Source organism: Enterobacter cloacae complex sp. ECL352 (assembly GCF_020149545.1).
GTDB lineage: Bacteria > Pseudomonadota > Gammaproteobacteria > Enterobacterales > Enterobacteriaceae > Enterobacter > Enterobacter asburiae_B.
In genome coordinates this window covers 960,891-977,844 of the sequence record NZ_CP083709.1, presented here as the reverse complement: position 1 = coordinate 977,844, position 16,954 = coordinate 960,891, and the positions used below count along the sequence as shown (strand labels likewise).

Below are 16,954 nucleotides of genomic sequence, written 5' to 3'. Positions count from 1 at the left end.
CCAGCATGAAACGCAACCGCGTTAACGTGCTGACCGTCGTCAACTCCGCTTCAAACATCACCACTGAAACCATCGACGGCAAGCCACATATCGTGGTTCGCGGCATCACGCCTGTCGTGGACGATATTGTGATGAACCGGAAGTTGTACCCGGCAGCAGAAATCGAAAAGGCCTACAACACGCTTGAGCGTAACCCGATGCCGCTGGGCCACCCGAAAGTGGACGGCAAACATGTTTCGGCGCGCGATGTCCGGGCGGTGAACGAGTACCACGTCGGTGCCTGGCTGCAAAACGTCAGCCATAAAGACGGGAAGGTGACGGGCGATATGTACGTCAACCGCCAGTACGCCGAGTCGAGAGATAAGGGCAAGCGCCTGATCAACCGTCTGGATGAGATGCTGGCCGGTACCAACTCGGACCCTATCCACATTTCCACCGGCCTTCTGTATTCCGGTATTGCCGCCAACGGCGAGTCGAAGGGTAAGAAATACAACGAGATCGCCACCAACATGATGTTTGACCATGTGGCGGTTCTGCTTGATGAGCCTGGCGCCGGAACGCCGGAGGAGGGCGTAGGCATCTTCGTTAACTCAGAAGGTGATGAGCAACAGATCGAAGTTGCCCGCCTGGCTGATGGTATCGACTGCACCCGCGACGGGCTGATCAACAAAACCAAATTCTTCTTCACCAATGCCTCCAACTTCTCTTTCGACGACATTTCCCGCGCTATCAGCGACAAGCTGCGCGAGGGTGACACCGAAGATAAGTGGCTTTGGCCTGAAACGGTGTGGCCGGACAGCTTCATCTACCGCAATGACACCAAATACCTGAAGCAGAAGTACCTCATCGATGACGACGGCAAGGCCGTGTTCGTCGGCGAACCTGTAGAAGTCGTGCGCAAACCCACTGAGTACGAGATTAAAACCAACGGAGAGAACGATCCGATGAAAGAACTGATTATCAATGCGCTGCAAGCCGCTGGTAAGCCGACTGAAGGCAAGTCCGACGCCGAGCTGATGGACGCATACAACCAGATGAAGGCCGAAGAAGCCACCGCCAAGAAAAAAGGCGATGAAGAAATCGACCCTGAAACCGGCAAGCCCAAGAAAAAAGAGCAGGTCACCAATAACGAAGAGATGCCAGCGTGGGCGAAAACACTCGCCGATCGCGTGGACGTCGTTTTCAACAGCCTGAGCGCGAACGCCGACAAAGAGAAAGGCGAAAAGCGCGCGGCTGTGAAGCTGGCGATGAACATGAGCGATGAAGAAGTCGCAGATCTGGACGGCAAGGCGCTCGACGCCATGTATGCCAAGTGCCAGACCTCCTTCGGCCTGAACGGTGCATTCCGACAGGCTACCAACACCCAATCAGTCAGCGAAATGCCGGAGTAAAAAATGGCTAAAGACGGAAAACATGTAATTCACGCCGGTGGCGTATTCCCTAATCCGCTGCTCAACCGTGAAGGCCGCGCTACTGCGGTCAAGCCTGGTACCCTGGGCTTCTTTGATGCTGGCGTCTTCAAGGTGTCGGTAGATGGTAGCGAAACAGCGATTATCTATGTCGCTGACTTTGACTATCTGCGCTGCAAAACGGTAGATGACACTTTCGCTGTCGATGATCTGCTGGTTGGCATCCACCCATTGCCGGGAATGTTCCTGAACGTCCGCGCTGCCGCCGGTACCTACAAAAAAGGCGACGCTCTCTCAATCGTCAACGGTCAGGTGAAGAAGTGGGCCACTGGCGAAAATGACCGCTGCTATTGCGACGAAGAGCGCTCAATCTCCGCCGCTGCTGGCGACCTCATTCGCGTAGTGATTAAGTAAGGAGTCACTGAATGCTTGTTTATTCTAAATCGCTGGGCGAAAAGACCGGCAACCTGGCCGTGAACCAGTACCAGTTTGGTATGCTGACGCAGGAGCGTAATGCCGCTTTGAACCATCAGGGCATTAACGTAATGCAGGAAATGGCTGATCGCCTGAATACAGTCAATCAGCTGAATGGCATCAACGCTGTTCGCTCACCTGCTGATCTGTACAAAGCCTTTGACCAGACTGTGCTGCGTCAATTCCAGCCGAACACAGAGTTCACCCTGTTCAACGACCTGATGCCGCTGTCTCGTTCGGTGCGCATCAACCAGACCGTGTACGAATACGCCAAATCCGGCGGCCGCATGTGGGCTCACACCTCCATGTCAGGCCAGATCGGTGCGGCACTGGATGCTGTGCAGTACCAGTACGACGGCACGATGGTTCCGGTGCACGATACCGGCTTCAAGTTCCACTGGCGAGAGCCTCGCCTGAACAACCCGGATGCGTTCGACATCATCTCTGATGCTCAGTTCGAGTCCACCAACGAAGTTCGTCGCCAGTATGTGGATTACATCTACAACGGCTATCGTGACGCAGAAGGCAACTACATCAAGTTTGATGATAAGACCTGGAAAGGCCTGAAGAACGACGAGCGTGTGGCTCTTGTTGATTTGGGTGCATCTGGTCTGAATATCGACTTCACCAGCGCATCCGCCACGGCAGAGCAGATCCGTAACGCGGCGATTAAGCTGCGCGACACTCTCAAGCTGACCAACAATCAGTACGCAGAGCAGACCTGGTATGTTTCCAGCGCCATCATCTCCAACCTGGAGCGCTACTTCAGTGACAACTACCAGTCAGACACCATCCTGCAAGAGCTTCTGAAACTGTCCGGTATTGCCGCGATTAAAGAAGATGCTCAACTGACCGGCAACCAGATCCTGATTGTTCCGCTGACTGCAGGCGTGATTGCTCCGATTGTGGGCCAGGCGTTCGGTACCGTTGCCGATCCGCGTCCGTTCTACAACAGCGATTACATCTGGCGCACCTGGGGCGCTGCTGGCCTGATGGTTAAGACCGACATCAACAGCAAAAAATCAGTCATTTACGCACACAGCTAAGGGGTGAGATATGGCACTGGTTAAAGTGATTAGCGATAACCTTTTCTCCCTTGCCAATCTCCAGAAACTGGAGGTTGGTGCAACGGTGGAAGTAAGCGAAGACACCGCGGAAAAGTGGAAAGCCGCTGGTCTGGTGGAAATCGTATCCGGTGGTGATCGCAAGCTTGAGGTCTCTACTTCTGGCGATAATCCTGCAGAGCAGGCAGAGCAGGCAGAGCAGGCAGAGCAGGCAGAGCAGGCAGACACCTCCGCTAAATCGAAAAAGGCGAAATAACCATGGCTGACCCAATCACAGCGGCAGACGTGCAGGCGTTTCTCGGTGAATTGGGTTACTCCATCCCGGGCGCCCTACTGGATCCAATCCTCTGCGTGGTGAACAAGATTATCCCGTGCCTCGACGGTGCGGGGTATGACGAGTGCACCGCGAAGCTGATCCTGATGTATGCAGCTGCGTTGATGGCTACGTCATCCGGTGCTCGACGCATCAAATCGCAGGGTGCGCCGTCTGGCGCTTCCCGCTCGTTTGAGTATGGCGACGACAGTATCACCTGGCTACGCAACTCCCTGTCTCAACTTGATACGAGTGGATGCACTGGAGAATTGCCAATTAGCGCAGGCAATACTGTTGGCTTCTTTGAAGTTGTGGGTGGCTGCTGATGACGTACAAATCAGTTAAGCATGGCCTGCCGCGCTCATTCACCCGCGTATGGGTAATGACTGACACCGGGCGGGAAACTACAGGCTACGTTAAATCGGACGGCGAGTGGCATATCAACTGTGCTCGCATCCGGGTGACTGGCGCGAAGGTGCTGCGCTGGAAGGAGTGAGAATTGGTGTATAAAAAGCCAGCAAATGGTAAAATTAACGAGCCGGGGAATGCGTCAACATTGCCACCGGCTCTAACCATCATTACCTATTGCGGAGGTAACTCATGGCTCATCAAATCTTAAGCCATCAGCACCATAATGCGCCATCTTATAATGGCGTTGCAGGCGTCTATCAGATTACCAACACCATCACTGGTGAGGCGTATATCGGCTCTACGGTTAACATTTCAGGACGGTGGGCGAGTCATCGCTATAAGCTGCGGAAAGGCACGCATGGAAACAGAAACCTTCAGGAGTCATGGAATAAGCATGGCAAAGGTGTCTTTGAGTTCTCGGTTCTGGAAATTGTCAAAGACAAAGCTGGACTAGTGCCTGCTGAACAATCCTTTTTTGATTTGCTAAAGCCAGCATTCAACATTGCACCAAACGCCGGTAGTTGCGCGGGTATGAAATTTTCAGATGAGCGCAAAAAACAAATCAGTGAAAGGGTTAAAGGTAGCGGTAACTATTGGTATGGGAAGAAATTGCCATGCCAAGGCGCAAGCAAGCGCCCTGAAATTAGGGCGAAAATGTCTGCACTTCATTCTGGTACTGGCAACCCTATGCACGGAGTTACACCTCCACACGCAAAGCTAACGGATGAGCAGGTTAGAGAGATACGAGCAGCGCTTGCTAATGGAGAGGAACTGAAGCCATTAGCAGTGCGATACAACGTATCTAAAGGTGCCATTGCTCATATTAAACAGGGCCGCTCATATCGGAGGGTGGTGTAATGTCGGAAATTGCTCGCTGGTCTTACACCGCCACCGCGACCATCTGGCGCAAGGTTGGCGGAAACGATGAGATAGGCGACCCGCAGGGCTATGCCGAACCTGAGCAAATCCTCTGTGATTACGAGGGCGGGCTCAGCAAGAAGTTAGCCAGCCTGGGTGCAGAAATCGTCGTTAAGAACACTGTCTGGACGGAGTTCGCGCTGGCGGCCACTGGTGATTACCTGCTTATTGGCGTTTCTACCGAGGCTGACCCGGTTGTGGCCGGCGCCGACGAGGTGCGGCAGGTTATCCGGTACGCAGACACGTTCGAGCGCCTGGTGGATGATTACGCCATCCTGACGGGAGTGTAGCCATGGGTATCAAGGTTCGCGGCGCGGCACGTGTTGAGCGCAATATTGACCGAATTCTGAATGATATTCAGGGTCGAAAAATCATTCGAGCGCTCCAGTCGGCGATGATTCTGGGGGCGGCAAGAGCGGCGCTCTACACACCGATCGACACCTCAGCACTTTTAAATAGCCAGTTTCGCGAAATCGTAACTGCCGGAGCAGTAATCACAGGCAGGGTGGGTTACTCGACCAACTATGCCGTTTATGTTCATGACCCGGCCAACCCGCAGATTTTCCGTCGCTCAACTGCTAAAAAAGAATTCCTCACTGCTGGTTTTGAGGAAGAGCGCGGAGCTATTGATGATGTTGTTCGTAAGGAGCTCTCGCTATGACGCCCATGATGTACGAGCGGGTCCGAAACCTGTTCGTTAATGCAGGATTAACGGCTGGCTTCACCGTTCAGCAACTGATGTATGACGACCCGGGCGACCCGTCGAAGGCAGTTATGGTTTTCCGTCCCAACGGTGGGGCTAATATCCGTAATGAGCTTGGATCGGAGTATCACGTTCTGGTTGATGTCATCGGCGCGAGAGATAAGCGTAAGGCCGCACTGGATGCTGTTCAGCATATCGTTGATTACGTCCAGGACAATCCCATCAGTGATAGCTGTGTCGGCCATATCGAGAATATGGGGGGCATCCCGCCGCCAGTATTAACCGAAGAGGGAAGGATCGTGTTCCGACTTCAATTCGCTTGCCTCTACGGGGAGTAAGCGCAATCAAATGGCTGCCGTTCGGCGGCCTTTTTCATTTCAAAGAGGTAAGTAACTATGCAAGGCTGCTCTACTGACAACAGTAAGCTATTTGGTCGTGCCGTTGTGTTAGAGGTAGCCTTGGGCTGCCCTGATGCCGTCCCACCGGAAAGCGAGCGCCAGGCTCTCATGGCTGGCACTTCAAAGGGTTTCGACTTCAGCCCAAACACTGTTACCAGCGATGCTGATGACACGAAGGGATACGTTGAAAATATCGTTACTAACTCGGATTTCACCATCAGTTTTGAAGGTGAGGTGCGTAAACGCGACAAGTTGGATCAATTTGGCGTCGGCAAGTTCATCAAATACTACAACGATGAAGTTAAAGCAGGCCGCCAGCCAACCATTTGGGTGTTTATGGATTATGGCCCGGTGCAATTTCAGGGATACATGGTTATTACCGCACTTAGCTCTGATGGCGGAAGTAATGACATCGTTACACTCTCAACCGAATTCAAGGTGTCTGATTCTGACACTATTGACGTGCAGGAAACTCCTGACGAAGTGCCTGTAACCGGCGTTGTGCTGACGCCAGCCACCACATCAGTTGTTGTTGGCGCGACGCGGCAGCTTTCTGCGGCCGTATCACCTGCTGACGCGACTGATAAAACCGGTGTATGGGCATCTTCTGACACATCGAAGTTCACCATTAGCACCAGTGGCTTGATCACAGGCGTCGCTGCAGGCACTGGTAACGCAACCTTCACCACTACAGACGGCGGGAAGGTCGGAACTACCGCTGTAACCGTTACCGCTTCGTAATTGCCATTTCAGGGGCTTCCACCTGGTGGCCCCGAAAATGATTGTTACCGGATTTAGCTATGATCCCCATGAAAGAGATTGGCGAATGCCTTATCAGTGTCGGTGAGAAAGAATACTTCTTCCGTCCATCGTTCATTAATATGACGCGCATCGGCGAACCGAAAGAGATTGTGCAGGCGTTCTACGAACTGCATCACGACGAGATTTCAAATGTGTTGCAATCAGCATTTGAAGCGTATGGACTGATTCCTGAGTGGCTGATTCAGCATATTAAATCGACCAGTTACGGGCGGAAGGCAGTTATGGCGTCCATGACGGTACTGGCGGCTTGTTGCGACCATGATGTGACGCAGTTAATCGGAGAGATTCGACCAGCAAAAGCATCAGGAAAGACGTTTAAAATTCGCCGTGGATCGATGGATGAATTCGACATGCTGGTGATTGCTCAGTCTTTGATTACACACGGTATCATCGGAAAAGCAAAGGTTCGCAAGTTGCAGCGCCATGAGAGTGGAGAGACCACAACCGAATTTAATGCCTTCGAGTACATCAGCGCGGCACGTAATCACTTCGGCATGAGCCGGGCGGAAGCAGAGCAATTATCCATGACGGAATTTCAGCTCTTAATTGCCGCCAAATATCCGGACCAGAAAGGCTTCACAAAAGACGAGTACGACGCAGTCGCAGATGACTATCTGGCGAAGAAAGAAAAACGATTAGCCCGGGCGAAACGGGCCACCTAAATAAAATCACACTCAAAAAACCTCGCACCGGCGGGGTTTTTTATTGCCCGGAGATTAGATTATGGCTGGTACTGTCAGCGCTGGAACGATTGTTTATGAAGTTGACATGGACACCGCCGGGATCCTTCAGGGACGCCGGGATATCGATGCCGCATTGAATGGTCTTAACGGTAGCATGGGTCGTCTTGAAGCGGGATTAAACCGCACTGAGCGATCCCTGTCCTCGATTGAAGGCACTATGTCCAGCTTAACTGGCGTCGCGAAAGCGCTCATAGCAGCTCTTTCTGTCCAGCAGGTTGGCGCATATGCCCAGGCATGGCAGGACCTGAGTAATAAACTGGAAAACGCCGTCAGGGAGTCCGTACCGCCGTTTGAAACACTGGCTGATGTCACAGAGCGTGTTTTTGACATCTCTCAAAAGACTCGCTCAGGTCTTGATGCCACGGCCACACTCTATGCGCGTCTGGAGCGTTCAACAAGAAGTTATGGCGTCAGTGTAGAGGACATTACCAGGCTGACAACCATTATTAACCAGGGTTTCGTGGTGTCAGGGTCAACAGCCGAGGAGGCAAGCAACGCAATCATTCAGCTTGCTCAGGGGCTGGCGTCCGGAGCTTTAAGAGGTGATGAATTTAACTCTGTGAACGAGCAGGGTAACCGGCTCATGATTGCTCTTGCTGACTCTATGAATGTCAGCATTGGGGCGCTCAGAAACATGGCTGCAGAGGGCAAGTTAACCACTGATGTGATCGTGAATGGGTTGCTTTCTCAGGGCGATAAAATTGGACAGGAGTTCGCTAAAACCACTGCCACGATCAGCCAGTCTCTTGAAATTGCCAACAACAACATCACGAAGTTCTTTGGCGAGAATGCCACTGTAAAAACTGGCGTCAAAATATTCAGTGATTCAGTTATTTCACTCAGTGAAAACCTGGACGTTCTCAGCGCTACTCTGACCATTGTTGCTGGCGTTATGGGCGCGCGATATGTCGGTGCGTTGACCATGGCTACCTCAGCGAAAATTGCTGATATCGCAGCATCCCGTCAGCAGGTTGTCGCAGACAATCAGACGGCACAGGCTGCTCTGGTAGCCGCTAATTCTGTTCAGCGTAAGGCTCTTGCTGATAAAGAGGCTGCTCTATCTTCTCTCGCGCTGGCCCAGGCTGAGTATAACGTGGCAAAAGGTAGCGCTGCAGAGATGCTGGCAATGGATGCTCTTGTGGCCGCGAAAACTCGGGCTACTACCGCATCTCTTGCCCTTGCTGAGGCTGAAACTGCCCAGGCTGCTGCGTCGGCCCGTGCAGCGACAGCTGCTCGTGCAGCGTCCATTGGTATCGGAATGGCTCGTGGTGCGCTTGCTCTTATAGGTGGTCCAGCGGGGGCGGCTATGCTTGCTGCCGGCGCGATCTTCTATTTCTGGCAGAAAGCTCAGCAGGCAAAAGAGGAGGCTATCGCCTTCGCCGATGGTCTGGATAAGCTCAACGCCGCCATGAATGCAATGTCGAACACGCAGCTGCGTGGGGCTATTGCAGATGCCAATAATTCTATTCGAGCTCAGAAAGAGGCTGTTGCGGATCTGCAAAGTGAAGTTGACTCGCTGAGAGACAGATACCAGAACTTTACCCCGGCTGCCCAGAAGGTTGCTGAATCTATGGGGCAAGGTACAGACTTCGCTCGCCAACAGGCTGAGGTGTCTGATGAGCTGGCTCGCAAGACGCGAGATCTTGAGGCCGCAAAGGATAAATTATCCCGAACAGAAGAAACCGCGTCAGAGGCGACTCGCACACTCACGAACAACATGCTCACGGCGATGGGAGTTCATGATCAACTCATCGAAAAATCCTGGTCTCTTGAGCAGGTTCAGGGGGCGGTAGCGAAAGCCTTTGGAGAGACAGCTGATGAAATAAACCGAGCCAATCAGGCCGGAAAAAGCTTCGACCCCAAAGCGCTGCAGATATCTCCCGCGACCAAGGAGGGCGATAAAGTTATCGCTACTCTGGAAGAGCAGAATGAATTACTTAAAATTCAGGACGAGAGAGAGCGGGCGATAGCCAAAGCCAGGATGCAGGCTGCCAAGGTCACTGACAATCAGAATCAAATCTCTGCAGCTGGCAGGCTGGCTGCTGAAAATTATGATTTAGAGAAGTCAGAAGAAGCCAGGAAAAAAGCTCAACAAGAGAGTGAGCAGCAGGGGAAAAAATCAGCGTCTTCCGCTGAATCTGTTGCTCAGAAACTGGCAAACCTGAAGCAGCAATCAGAGCTTGCGGCTGACTCAACAAACAAACTGAGCCGTGAACAGGCGATCCTGAATGCTCAGCAGTCCCTTGGTAAAGGTGCTACGAAAGAGCAGATCGCACTGGCCGGACAGTATGCGGCAAAAAAATGGGATACGGCCAACGCTATCAAGGCAGAGGCTGCAGCTCAGAAGCTTCTTCCTGAAGCGGCTGAGAACGCCAGTTACAAACAGGATGTTGAGGATCTGAATACGGCGCTGGCTGCGAAGAAAATCAGCCAGGAACAGTACAACCAGACCTCAGAACGACTGGCGGCAACGCACCAGGCTAACCTCGCGAAAATCCAGGCTCAACAGGCAGTGACGCCACAGCAGGAGGCTGTCGGCGGAGTTGACCCTGTTCAGCAACTGGCTAACGAGAACGCCAAGAAACTCGCGCTTATTCAGGCATACGAGCAGCAGGGGCTCATTACTCACCAGAACGCCATGGCATTGCGTGCTGCAACTGACACGCAGTATGAGCAGGCGCGCATCGCTGCCCAGTGGGAGATCTTCCGTAACCAAAGTATGGGAAATGAGTTGCTGGCCGCGAGCTTTGACTCTCTCGCAGGCAATGCATCCAATGCCTTAACCGGCATCATCACCGGGAGCATGTCGGCGCAGGAGGCAATGCAATCTCTCGCCAGCAACGCTCTGAATAGCCTAATTAACGGCTTCGTTCAGATGGGCGTCGACTGGGTTAAATCTGCCGTCATGGGTGCTGCTGCACAAACCTCTGCGATTGCCACCACCACTGCGGCGCAAACTGCTGGTTTAGCGACAACCACTGCGGCAAGCACCGCGGCGGCCACGACCACGATGGCGGTCTGGACCCCTGCGGCGGCCGTTGCCTCAATCGGTTCATTCGGTGGTGCTGCGGCGATCGGTATTGCTGCTCTTATCGCGGCTATGGCGATGGCTGGTGGTATTGCTGGCAAGCGTAAGAACGGCGGCCCGGTATCGGCTGGACGTACGTATCAGGTGGGTGAGGGCGGTATGCCTGAAATCTACCAGGCGTCGAACGGCAGCCAATACATGATCCCCGGAGATAACGGGAAGGTCATCAGCAACAAGCAGATGAATGCCGGTGCAGGTGGTAGTTCTGTGCCTGTCACAATCAACATTCAGAACTATACCGGAGCAACTGTCGACGCGCAGGCGACCCAGAACGGTAGCGGTGTGACGATCGATATGATTGTTGCCGATATCAGCCAGGGCGGCCGCATCGGTCAGGCAATCCAGCAAAATCACCAGGCGCCACGCAAAGCAAGGGGATAACATGCCAATTCCTTACCCTGACTGGCTGCCGCTGGCCCAGAAAGGGAAATCGCCAACCACCGATACCGGATTTCGCGTCGACCAGCCGACGGTCGGCGCGCCGGTATTTCAGAAATTAACCGACGACCTGAAGACATCCTTCTCGTTGACGTGGATCTTCACACAGGATCAGCACCGGGCGTTCATGCAGTGGTTGCGCAGCCCGAACTACCTCGACAACTGCAATCAGTGGTTCACGATGCCGCTCGGTACCGGGACTGGAGATACTGGCGTTGAGGTGCAGGAATTACACTTCCTCTCCTGGCCGTCATGGTCACAGTCCGGTTCCATTTTCACGTGGAGCGGTGATGTCGTTGCGCGCGAGTTGGTTAACTCAGATGACGAGTTTGACGACATTATCATTGAGCTGCCCCCGCCATGGGCATCCTGGCTGGATATCGTTGTCACTGGCTATCCTGACGGGCGCGACCCGGAGAGCTTACCGAAGGTGCCATAATGCCAACGCTCAGAGAATTTCAGAGCCGAAGGCCAAACCGAATCCTGTACGAAACCATCACGTTTTACAGCCCGGTCTTTGGCTATATCAGGCTCGTTAATAACCAGATTTTCCCCAAAACGCTCGGCGGCCAGGTCTACACACCATGCAGAATGGAGTTAACCGAAAGCCAGCAGAGCAACACGCCGATCCTTGACAGTACCGTCAAATTTGGCCGGCTGGCGCAGGACTTCAAGCAACAGCTCAAGCAGTGGAAAGCCTACTCGCGCATAACGCCCATCTCGGCGACGTACCAGCAGTTTGACGCAGCTGACATGACGACTGCCATCAAGTCGTGGACACTCTACGTCAGCGACTGCTCGATGGACGACAAGGACGTGACGTGCAGCCTGACGCGCGTTAACCCGCTCAATCGCAACGTCGGGCGGCTGTATACTGTCGAAGAATATCCGGGGCTCCAGAATGCTTAAAGACGAGTTTATATCCCGTGTGGAGGGCATTCCATGGAGTAACCGCGCCTGTAGCTTTGACGCTGCTGATTGCTGGGGCCTGGTGGTCCTCTATTACCGCCACGTTCTGGGGATCGAAATTCACCAGACGGTGGATTACGAATCCGGGTGCGACTTCATGACGTGCTATGACGCTGATGTCGTGTTCTGGCAGCCTGGCGCCACGTTCACTGAGAGCGGGATCTTCGTCGCCTGGGTTGGCAGCCAGCCTGTGCATGTCGGCCTGATTGTTGACGGTCGCGCGCTGCACAGCCGCGGGGAAAATGGACACGTCCGGTTCGACGCTATCCGGACAATACAGAAGCTATTCACCAGAGTGGAGTTTTACACCTATGCCGGTAATCGAGATTCAGCGCGTTCCGGGGATGCCGAAGGACCGGGCGATTGTTAAAGCCGGCACGTTATTTTCCGAGTGGCTTGAGCAGGAAAGTTTTCACCGCGATATTCGCATCAACGTTAACGGCAAAGAACTGCAACCCGATGATGAGCTGGAGTTTGCACTTCAGGATGACGACCGGGTAATAATTTTCGACCAGCCGAAGAGCGGCGGTCTTGTCGGCACGTTGCTAAACCCGCTCGAGCACCTGAACCCGATCAAGTTCACCCAAAAGGTGTTGTCTTCGCTGATGCCGAAGCCAAACACGAACGCCGGCGGCGGAAACAGTAAGACCTCACCTAATAACAGCCTGAAGGGGCAGACTAACATCGCGCGCAATGGCGAGGCGAAGCCGGACAATTTCGGCCAGGTCCGCTCTTTCCCTGATCTGGCTCAGGAGTCGCTCTTTGAATATATCAGCAACCTGAAATACATCACTGAGCTGATGGTGTTTGGCCTGGGGAAGTACGATGTAACGTCTGTTCGTTTCTCGGAGTCGAATCTTGGTTCTATGGCTGGTGCCAGCTATACCATTTACCAGCCAGGTAATGTCATCCCGGTGGTGAACGAGGGGTATCAGTTCGACGATGTCGACGGGCAGGAAGTTCCAGGCCTTAACGAAAGCGACGATTTCCCGATTGAGACCGCGACAGCAAGCACCGTCATCAGCGGCGTATATGCTGGTGGGCAGATTGCGATGAAAATCCTTAAACAGGCTGACTTCGACTACTTCGCTGATCTGACTTTCCCTCATCCGGTAACGTTCACTATCAACGTGACGTATCCGATCACCGGCGGAACGCGTACAGAAGACGTCACGCTTTCCGGACGTCTCATCAGTTTTGCTGAGACGAACGACGGCGCCGTTGTTAACCCGAAATATTACTACACGTTCACTTTCGACAACCTGAATGGACCATCCATTCCGATTCAGGATGCAACAATCAACACGACGAAGTTCATTCTGAACGATAACGCCGCGCTTATCGTCGGTCCGTTCTTCTCGCCGATACCATCAAGCCAGCTGTGGCTGCATACTAACTCCGGGCTCGGCGGGAACAGCGAAACGAACTGGGTTGTAAACATCTGGAAAGTGGACAATGACAACAACCTGATCCCAGGAACGGAGCAGACGTTTACGTACCGGCAGACCACTCCGCACGACTACATGTCGGAGACGTTTAACCGGACTGACAAACTCACCCCGGCTGGCGGGTTTGGGCGTTATGCAATCACTTTCCAGAGGACCGACAACAGCAGCGACGCGAGCAAGCTGCAGGTCGAAGAGATTCATGCGGTAAACGTCAGGACAAACGTCGTTCACGCTGAAGATTCGCTGGTAATGGTAAAAGTCCGGGCCACCGAGAATGCCTCGAGCGGGCGCGACAGGAAGTACAACGCGCTGATCACCCGCCACGTCATCAGCTATAACATGATGACGCAACAGGTCGACTACACGCTCCGACCATCGCGTAAATTCGCTGACATCGCGCTGTTTAACTGGTTGGTGGTCGGGCAGCAGCCTGAGTCGAGCATTGATATTTACGGCCTTTACCAGATCCAAGCTGAAATTGACGCTATCGACCCTCGTCTGGGGTATTTCGATTTCACCTTTGACGATGAGGATGTGTCGCTCGGTTCGCGCATGGAGACAATATGTGACGCCGCCAGCGTATCGGTTTACGACGACAACGGCGTGCTGTCATTCACTAGAGACGGCAAAAAGACGTCTGCGGCCACGATATTCAACCGCTCAAACACCAGGCCAGATGGTTACTCGCTCTCCTACGACATGACGCTTCCTGGCGGCTATGACGGCGTTGAAGTGCAGTATCGCAACCCGGACACCAATAAGCAGGACTTTGTCCGATACCGGATATCCGGAAATTCCATCATTGAAGGATCGCCGGCCAAAGCGAAGAAGTTCGAAATGCTGTACGTCAGGAACAGGTTCCAGGCTGCGGAGCGCGCGCTCAGGGAATGCAGGCGCCTTATCTACTCCCGTATGACCATGCAGGTAACGGCAATGGCTGACGGAGAGTGGGTAAACATTGGCGATATGGTTCAGGTGCCGGACACATACGACACCAACCAGCAGGCCGGTTATATAGTGTCGCGGGTTGGGAATGACTTTGAGACGAGTGAACGCATCAACTTCTCCGGATCCATGTTTGTGCAGGTCACGGACTCATCAGGTGCCACCACCGCGCGATACCCGGCATCTCCGCGCGCTGATACCGCGTTCGGCTTTACCGCTGCTATCCCTGGCATTGAGCTCAACCTGTTTGATGGTTTCGACGTCCAGTCTCCTTCAAGGTACGTCATCGCCACCTCACAGGAGCTCGATGCAGGGCAGTGGACTATCACGGCTAAGCAACCAGACGGAAAGGGCAGCACTGCATTAACCCTCGCCGAGTATAGCGATCTGATTTACCAATAAGGCCCATCCCGATCACCCCAACCCGGCCACCGCGCCGGGTTTTTTTATGGAATCAATATGGCTACGCAACCTACTCAAAATGCTGTACCAAGCGAATCTCCTCGCGACCTGAAATTTAACGCGGGAAAAATTGACGAATTCGCGACTTCATTCGCTCAGCAATACATCGATCGTTTTGGTAATGCTCATTACACCATTGAAGGTCTTACGCAACTGGCACTGCAGCAAATCTATAACCTTGGCTGGAACCTTGAAGGTTCTTTCCAGAATGGCGGTACAGTTACGTCTGCCGGCGATCTGTTGCAGGATGAAAGCACTAATATATGGTACCGATGGGATGACCTGGAAACTTTGCCAAAAACCGTCCCTCCCGGATCAACTCCAGCTTCGGCCGGTGGCGTTGGCTCAGGAAAGTGGCAGCCAGTTGATGTTGCCGATGTCCTTAGAAAAGATTTAGCGAAAGAGACAGGCGCTTTTCTATCCGGTTATAAAAGCACGACAGTTGGCGACAGACTAAATAAAACAGTATTTATTACCGATTTTGGTGGTGGTGAGTCTGTCTCCGATAACCTTGCAGCATTTAATCTTGCAAAGGCTGCAGCAGGAAATGGTGGTATGGTCACCTTCCCTAAAAACTCCACCGGAATTTATAACTTTTCCGCCTTTCCTGACATGACTGGCATTGTTATCAATCCTGATGTAGGCTTGGTTTTCCGTGGCCCAGCATCGAACAATGCAGTGAATCCTGGCATTATTACCACTCGCGATTACCGTGTGTACTTCAATGCAGGAGACCCTAAAAACTACTATATTGACATGCGAGCCAATGTCCATGCAGGGAGTAAAGGCGCTAATAAATCTCTGTGGTTAACTGAAGGTGACATTGATAATTACGTTCCTTTAGCAGTGAATGCCAATAACATTCTCGTTAAGCAAATAGCTCTTGGTGTGGGAGATACGTTTGCGAACGTAACTCCGGCTGGGCGTTCTGCGAGCTCTTTATTCTTACAGCCACCAACGGGCGGTACAACCCAGCTGGGCGTAATTCCTGCCGTGCCAGGAACTGAGTTGAAAGTTGGCGTGAATAATATCCCAAGTAACGCGGGTGAAATAGCGATTGGCATTCTGTTTAGCACGGGATACGCGATCGTTCGAGGATATCCTTCTACTGGATCATGGTCATTATCCACTAAGTATGCAGGGCAACCATCAACAGATGCTGTCATTAATCCAGACGGTGGAGGTACCGCGACATATTCAGCCAGTAATAATCTGATTACCGTAAGGTGCATCAGCACAGTTCGTGCACAGGTGCTGATTAATGGTGTAGTAGTAGCAGACTTCCAGACTTCAGGGGGGGCAATCCAGTGGCTGGGTGTGGGTGCGACCAGTATCAGTGCAGTGAGCGGAAGTAATTTCACAGGCTGGTACACACGGCAGTTCAAAGTCGCTTCTAGTCCCCGCTCTCAGGTGCTAGGGGTTATTGGTGACAGCATATCCGACGCCGCTGTTGATGGTGCGTGGCCAGTATGGGCAGCAGAGGCACTAGATGGATCACTGGGTATTCGTATTAATGCCATAGAGAACAGAGCGATATCTGGCCAGACGCTTGATCAGCAAATTGCAAATCTGGTAGTAAATCCGTTTGTTAATGCCTCAATAGTGGCAGTATTTATCGGCACGAATGATATTCAAGGTGGAAATTCTCTATCAGCGTTTCAGACCTCATTAATAAATTTGCTTAACACTCTCCAATCACAGGGTCGGCAGAGCATACTAGTTATCCCTCCGCAATGGTATCTCTCATCAGACGTACCGGGAAATCCTGGCGGAGCCACCACCAATTCTAATCGTGGCGGAGATATACGCGCTGCGGTAGGTCGTATTGCCTCCGACAGAGGATTGCAATTAGTAGACATGACCACCTTCACTGGACCTGTGAATCCTGGATATTTGGCATCAACATTTGCGGATCCTATTCTTCGCGACAACATGCATCCTACTGCCTATGCATATCGCATTTACGGATACGAGATTGCCCGCGCTATTGCTGCTCGACTTTGCCCAGTTGTGAAAACTCCATCAGATTGGGTGTCATTCACTACGTTCTCTGCTGGTGTTTCAGGAACAGCGCAGTATCGATATACAAAAGTAGGTATTGAATTGCGTGGTAAACTGGAGGCTACAGCGACTCTGAGCGGAACTATTTTCACTATTCCAGAATGTATCCGGCAAAGCATTGACAGATATTTCATTCAGTGGGGAAACACAGGTAGCATTCCTATTGCCATCAGGACTGACGGGACTGCGTTCGTCCATAACAACCCATCATCAAATCAAATTTCATTAGATGGAATAATATTGACAAATTAACATTTTTAACAGGTGTGAACTACAGAAAATTTCTAT

Annotated in this window: 18 protein-coding genes; all 18 read left to right on the top strand. The window is 52.6% G+C overall.

Translation table 11 applies throughout. From position 1 onward, the window contains the following. Window positions 1-5: 5 nt before the first annotated feature. The 18 genes from LBF07_RS04555 to LBF07_RS04470 all read left to right on the top strand — a co-directional run bounded on the left by LBF07_RS04555 (window position 6) and on the right by LBF07_RS04470 (window position 16,918). A complete protein-coding gene (locus LBF07_RS04555; RefSeq protein ID WP_206461946.1) occupies window positions 6-1,391 on the top strand; it encodes a DUF2213 domain-containing protein in 1,386 nt (461 codons plus the stop codon). A gap of 3 nt (window positions 1,392-1,394) precedes the next feature. Further along, window positions 1,395-1,823, top strand: coding sequence for a hypothetical protein (locus LBF07_RS04550; RefSeq protein WP_206461947.1), 429 nt, complete (start codon window positions 1,395-1,397; stop codon window positions 1,821-1,823). 11 nt (window positions 1,824-1,834) lie between these two features. Continuing rightward, window positions 1,835-2,929, top strand: coding sequence for a major capsid protein (locus LBF07_RS04545; protein ID WP_206461948.1), 1,095 nt, complete (start codon window positions 1,835-1,837; stop codon window positions 2,927-2,929). 10 nt (window positions 2,930-2,939) lie between these two features. After that, complete coding sequence (locus LBF07_RS04540; RefSeq protein ID WP_224435118.1) at window positions 2,940-3,203, top strand: hypothetical protein; 264 nt, start codon at window positions 2,940-2,942, stop codon at window positions 3,201-3,203. Window positions 3,204-3,205: 2 nt separating this feature from the next. After that, window positions 3,206-3,586, top strand: coding sequence for a hypothetical protein (locus tag LBF07_RS04535; RefSeq protein ID WP_224435117.1), 381 nt, complete (start codon window positions 3,206-3,208; stop codon window positions 3,584-3,586). After that, window positions 3,586-3,756, top strand: coding sequence for a hypothetical protein (locus LBF07_RS04530; protein ID WP_224435116.1), 171 nt, complete (start codon window positions 3,586-3,588; stop codon window positions 3,754-3,756). Before LBF07_RS04535 ends, LBF07_RS04530 begins: the two co-directional genes overlap by 1 nt. A 104-nt stretch (window positions 3,757-3,860) precedes the next feature. Continuing rightward, on the top strand, window positions 3,861-4,529 hold the full coding sequence (locus tag LBF07_RS04525; RefSeq protein WP_224435115.1) for a GIY-YIG nuclease family protein: 669 nt from the start codon (window positions 3,861-3,863) through the stop codon (window positions 4,527-4,529). Continuing rightward, entirely contained in the window at window positions 4,529-4,879 is a 351-nt protein-coding gene (locus tag LBF07_RS04520; RefSeq protein ID WP_224435114.1) for a hypothetical protein, read from the top strand. Before LBF07_RS04525 ends, LBF07_RS04520 begins: the two co-directional genes overlap by 1 nt. A gap of 2 nt (window positions 4,880-4,881) precedes the next feature. Then, entirely contained in the window at window positions 4,882-5,250 is a 369-nt protein-coding gene (locus LBF07_RS04515) for a hypothetical protein (RefSeq protein WP_094934265.1), read from the top strand. After that, a complete protein-coding gene (locus tag LBF07_RS04510; RefSeq protein WP_094934264.1) occupies window positions 5,247-5,630 on the top strand; it encodes a hypothetical protein in 384 nt (127 codons plus the stop codon). The genes LBF07_RS04515 and LBF07_RS04510 overlap by 4 nt, the downstream gene beginning before the upstream one ends. Window positions 5,631-5,687: 57 nt before the next feature. Next, on the top strand, window positions 5,688-6,431 hold the full coding sequence (locus LBF07_RS04505) for an Ig-like domain-containing protein (RefSeq protein ID WP_094934263.1): 744 nt from the start codon (window positions 5,688-5,690) through the stop codon (window positions 6,429-6,431). A 59-nt stretch (window positions 6,432-6,490) separates the two neighbouring features. Continuing rightward, on the top strand, window positions 6,491-7,174 hold the full coding sequence (locus tag LBF07_RS04500) for a DUF6246 family protein (protein WP_094934262.1): 684 nt from the start codon (window positions 6,491-6,493) through the stop codon (window positions 7,172-7,174). Window positions 7,175-7,235: 61 nt separating this feature from the next. Next, window positions 7,236-10,724, top strand: coding sequence for a tape measure protein (locus tag LBF07_RS04495; RefSeq protein WP_224435113.1), 3,489 nt, complete (start codon window positions 7,236-7,238; stop codon window positions 10,722-10,724). 1 nt (window position 10,725) lies between these two features. Further along, complete coding sequence (locus LBF07_RS04490; protein WP_094934260.1) at window positions 10,726-11,220, top strand: hypothetical protein; 495 nt, start codon at window positions 10,726-10,728, stop codon at window positions 11,218-11,220. Continuing rightward, on the top strand, window positions 11,220-11,690 hold the full coding sequence (locus LBF07_RS04485; protein WP_045409750.1) for a hypothetical protein: 471 nt from the start codon (window positions 11,220-11,222) through the stop codon (window positions 11,688-11,690). Before LBF07_RS04490 ends, LBF07_RS04485 begins: the two co-directional genes overlap by 1 nt. Beyond that, window positions 11,683-12,120 (top strand): NlpC/P60 family protein, encoded by a 438-nt coding sequence (locus LBF07_RS04480; RefSeq protein WP_094934259.1) that lies wholly within the window; start codon window positions 11,683-11,685, stop codon window positions 12,118-12,120. The genes LBF07_RS04485 and LBF07_RS04480 overlap by 8 nt, the downstream gene beginning before the upstream one ends. After that, a complete protein-coding gene (locus tag LBF07_RS04475) occupies window positions 12,062-14,545 on the top strand; it encodes a host specificity factor TipJ family phage tail protein (RefSeq protein WP_094934258.1) in 2,484 nt (827 codons plus the stop codon). Before LBF07_RS04480 ends, LBF07_RS04475 begins: the two co-directional genes overlap by 59 nt. A gap of 57 nt (window positions 14,546-14,602) precedes the next feature. Beyond that, entirely contained in the window at window positions 14,603-16,918 is a 2,316-nt protein-coding gene (locus LBF07_RS04470; protein WP_224435112.1) for a GDSL-type esterase/lipase family protein, read from the top strand. Window positions 16,919-16,954: the final 36 nt, after the last annotated feature.

Excerpts from the sequence above, each read along its gene's own strand:
- LBF07_RS04480 (WP_094934259.1), top strand. The coding sequence starts at position 11,683 with ATGCTTAAAGACGAGTTTATATCCCGTGTGGAGGGCATTCCATGGAGT.
- LBF07_RS04475 (WP_094934258.1), top strand. The coding sequence starts at position 12,062 with ATGCCGGTAATCGAGATTCAGCGCGTTCCGGGGATGCCGAAGGACCGG.
- LBF07_RS04520 (WP_224435114.1), top strand. The coding sequence starts at position 4,529 with ATGTCGGAAATTGCTCGCTGGTCTTACACCGCCACCGCGACCATCTGG.
- LBF07_RS04540 (WP_224435118.1), top strand. The coding sequence starts at position 2,940 with ATGGCACTGGTTAAAGTGATTAGCGATAACCTTTTCTCCCTTGCCAAT.
- LBF07_RS04550 (WP_206461947.1), top strand. The coding sequence starts at position 1,395 with ATGGCTAAAGACGGAAAACATGTAATTCACGCCGGTGGCGTATTCCCT.
- LBF07_RS04485 (WP_045409750.1), top strand. The coding sequence starts at position 11,220 with ATGCCAACGCTCAGAGAATTTCAGAGCCGAAGGCCAAACCGAATCCTG.
- LBF07_RS04495 (WP_224435113.1), top strand. The coding sequence starts at position 7,236 with ATGGCTGGTACTGTCAGCGCTGGAACGATTGTTTATGAAGTTGACATG.
- LBF07_RS04530 (WP_224435116.1), top strand. The coding sequence starts at position 3,586 with ATGACGTACAAATCAGTTAAGCATGGCCTGCCGCGCTCATTCACCCGC.
- LBF07_RS04545 (WP_206461948.1), top strand. The coding sequence starts at position 1,835 with ATGCTTGTTTATTCTAAATCGCTGGGCGAAAAGACCGGCAACCTGGCC.
- LBF07_RS04490 (WP_094934260.1), top strand. The coding sequence starts at position 10,726 with ATGCCAATTCCTTACCCTGACTGGCTGCCGCTGGCCCAGAAAGGGAAA.
- LBF07_RS04525 (WP_224435115.1), top strand. The coding sequence starts at position 3,861 with ATGGCTCATCAAATCTTAAGCCATCAGCACCATAATGCGCCATCTTAT.
- LBF07_RS04470 (WP_224435112.1), top strand. The coding sequence starts at position 14,603 with ATGGCTACGCAACCTACTCAAAATGCTGTACCAAGCGAATCTCCTCGC.
- LBF07_RS04515 (WP_094934265.1), top strand. The coding sequence starts at position 4,882 with ATGGGTATCAAGGTTCGCGGCGCGGCACGTGTTGAGCGCAATATTGAC.
- LBF07_RS04555 (WP_206461946.1), top strand. The coding sequence starts at position 6 with ATGAAACGCAACCGCGTTAACGTGCTGACCGTCGTCAACTCCGCTTCA.
- LBF07_RS04500 (WP_094934262.1), top strand. The coding sequence starts at position 6,491 with ATGATCCCCATGAAAGAGATTGGCGAATGCCTTATCAGTGTCGGTGAG.
- LBF07_RS04535 (WP_224435117.1), top strand. The coding sequence starts at position 3,206 with ATGGCTGACCCAATCACAGCGGCAGACGTGCAGGCGTTTCTCGGTGAA.
- LBF07_RS04510 (WP_094934264.1), top strand. The coding sequence starts at position 5,247 with ATGACGCCCATGATGTACGAGCGGGTCCGAAACCTGTTCGTTAATGCA.
- LBF07_RS04505 (WP_094934263.1), top strand. The coding sequence starts at position 5,688 with ATGCAAGGCTGCTCTACTGACAACAGTAAGCTATTTGGTCGTGCCGTT.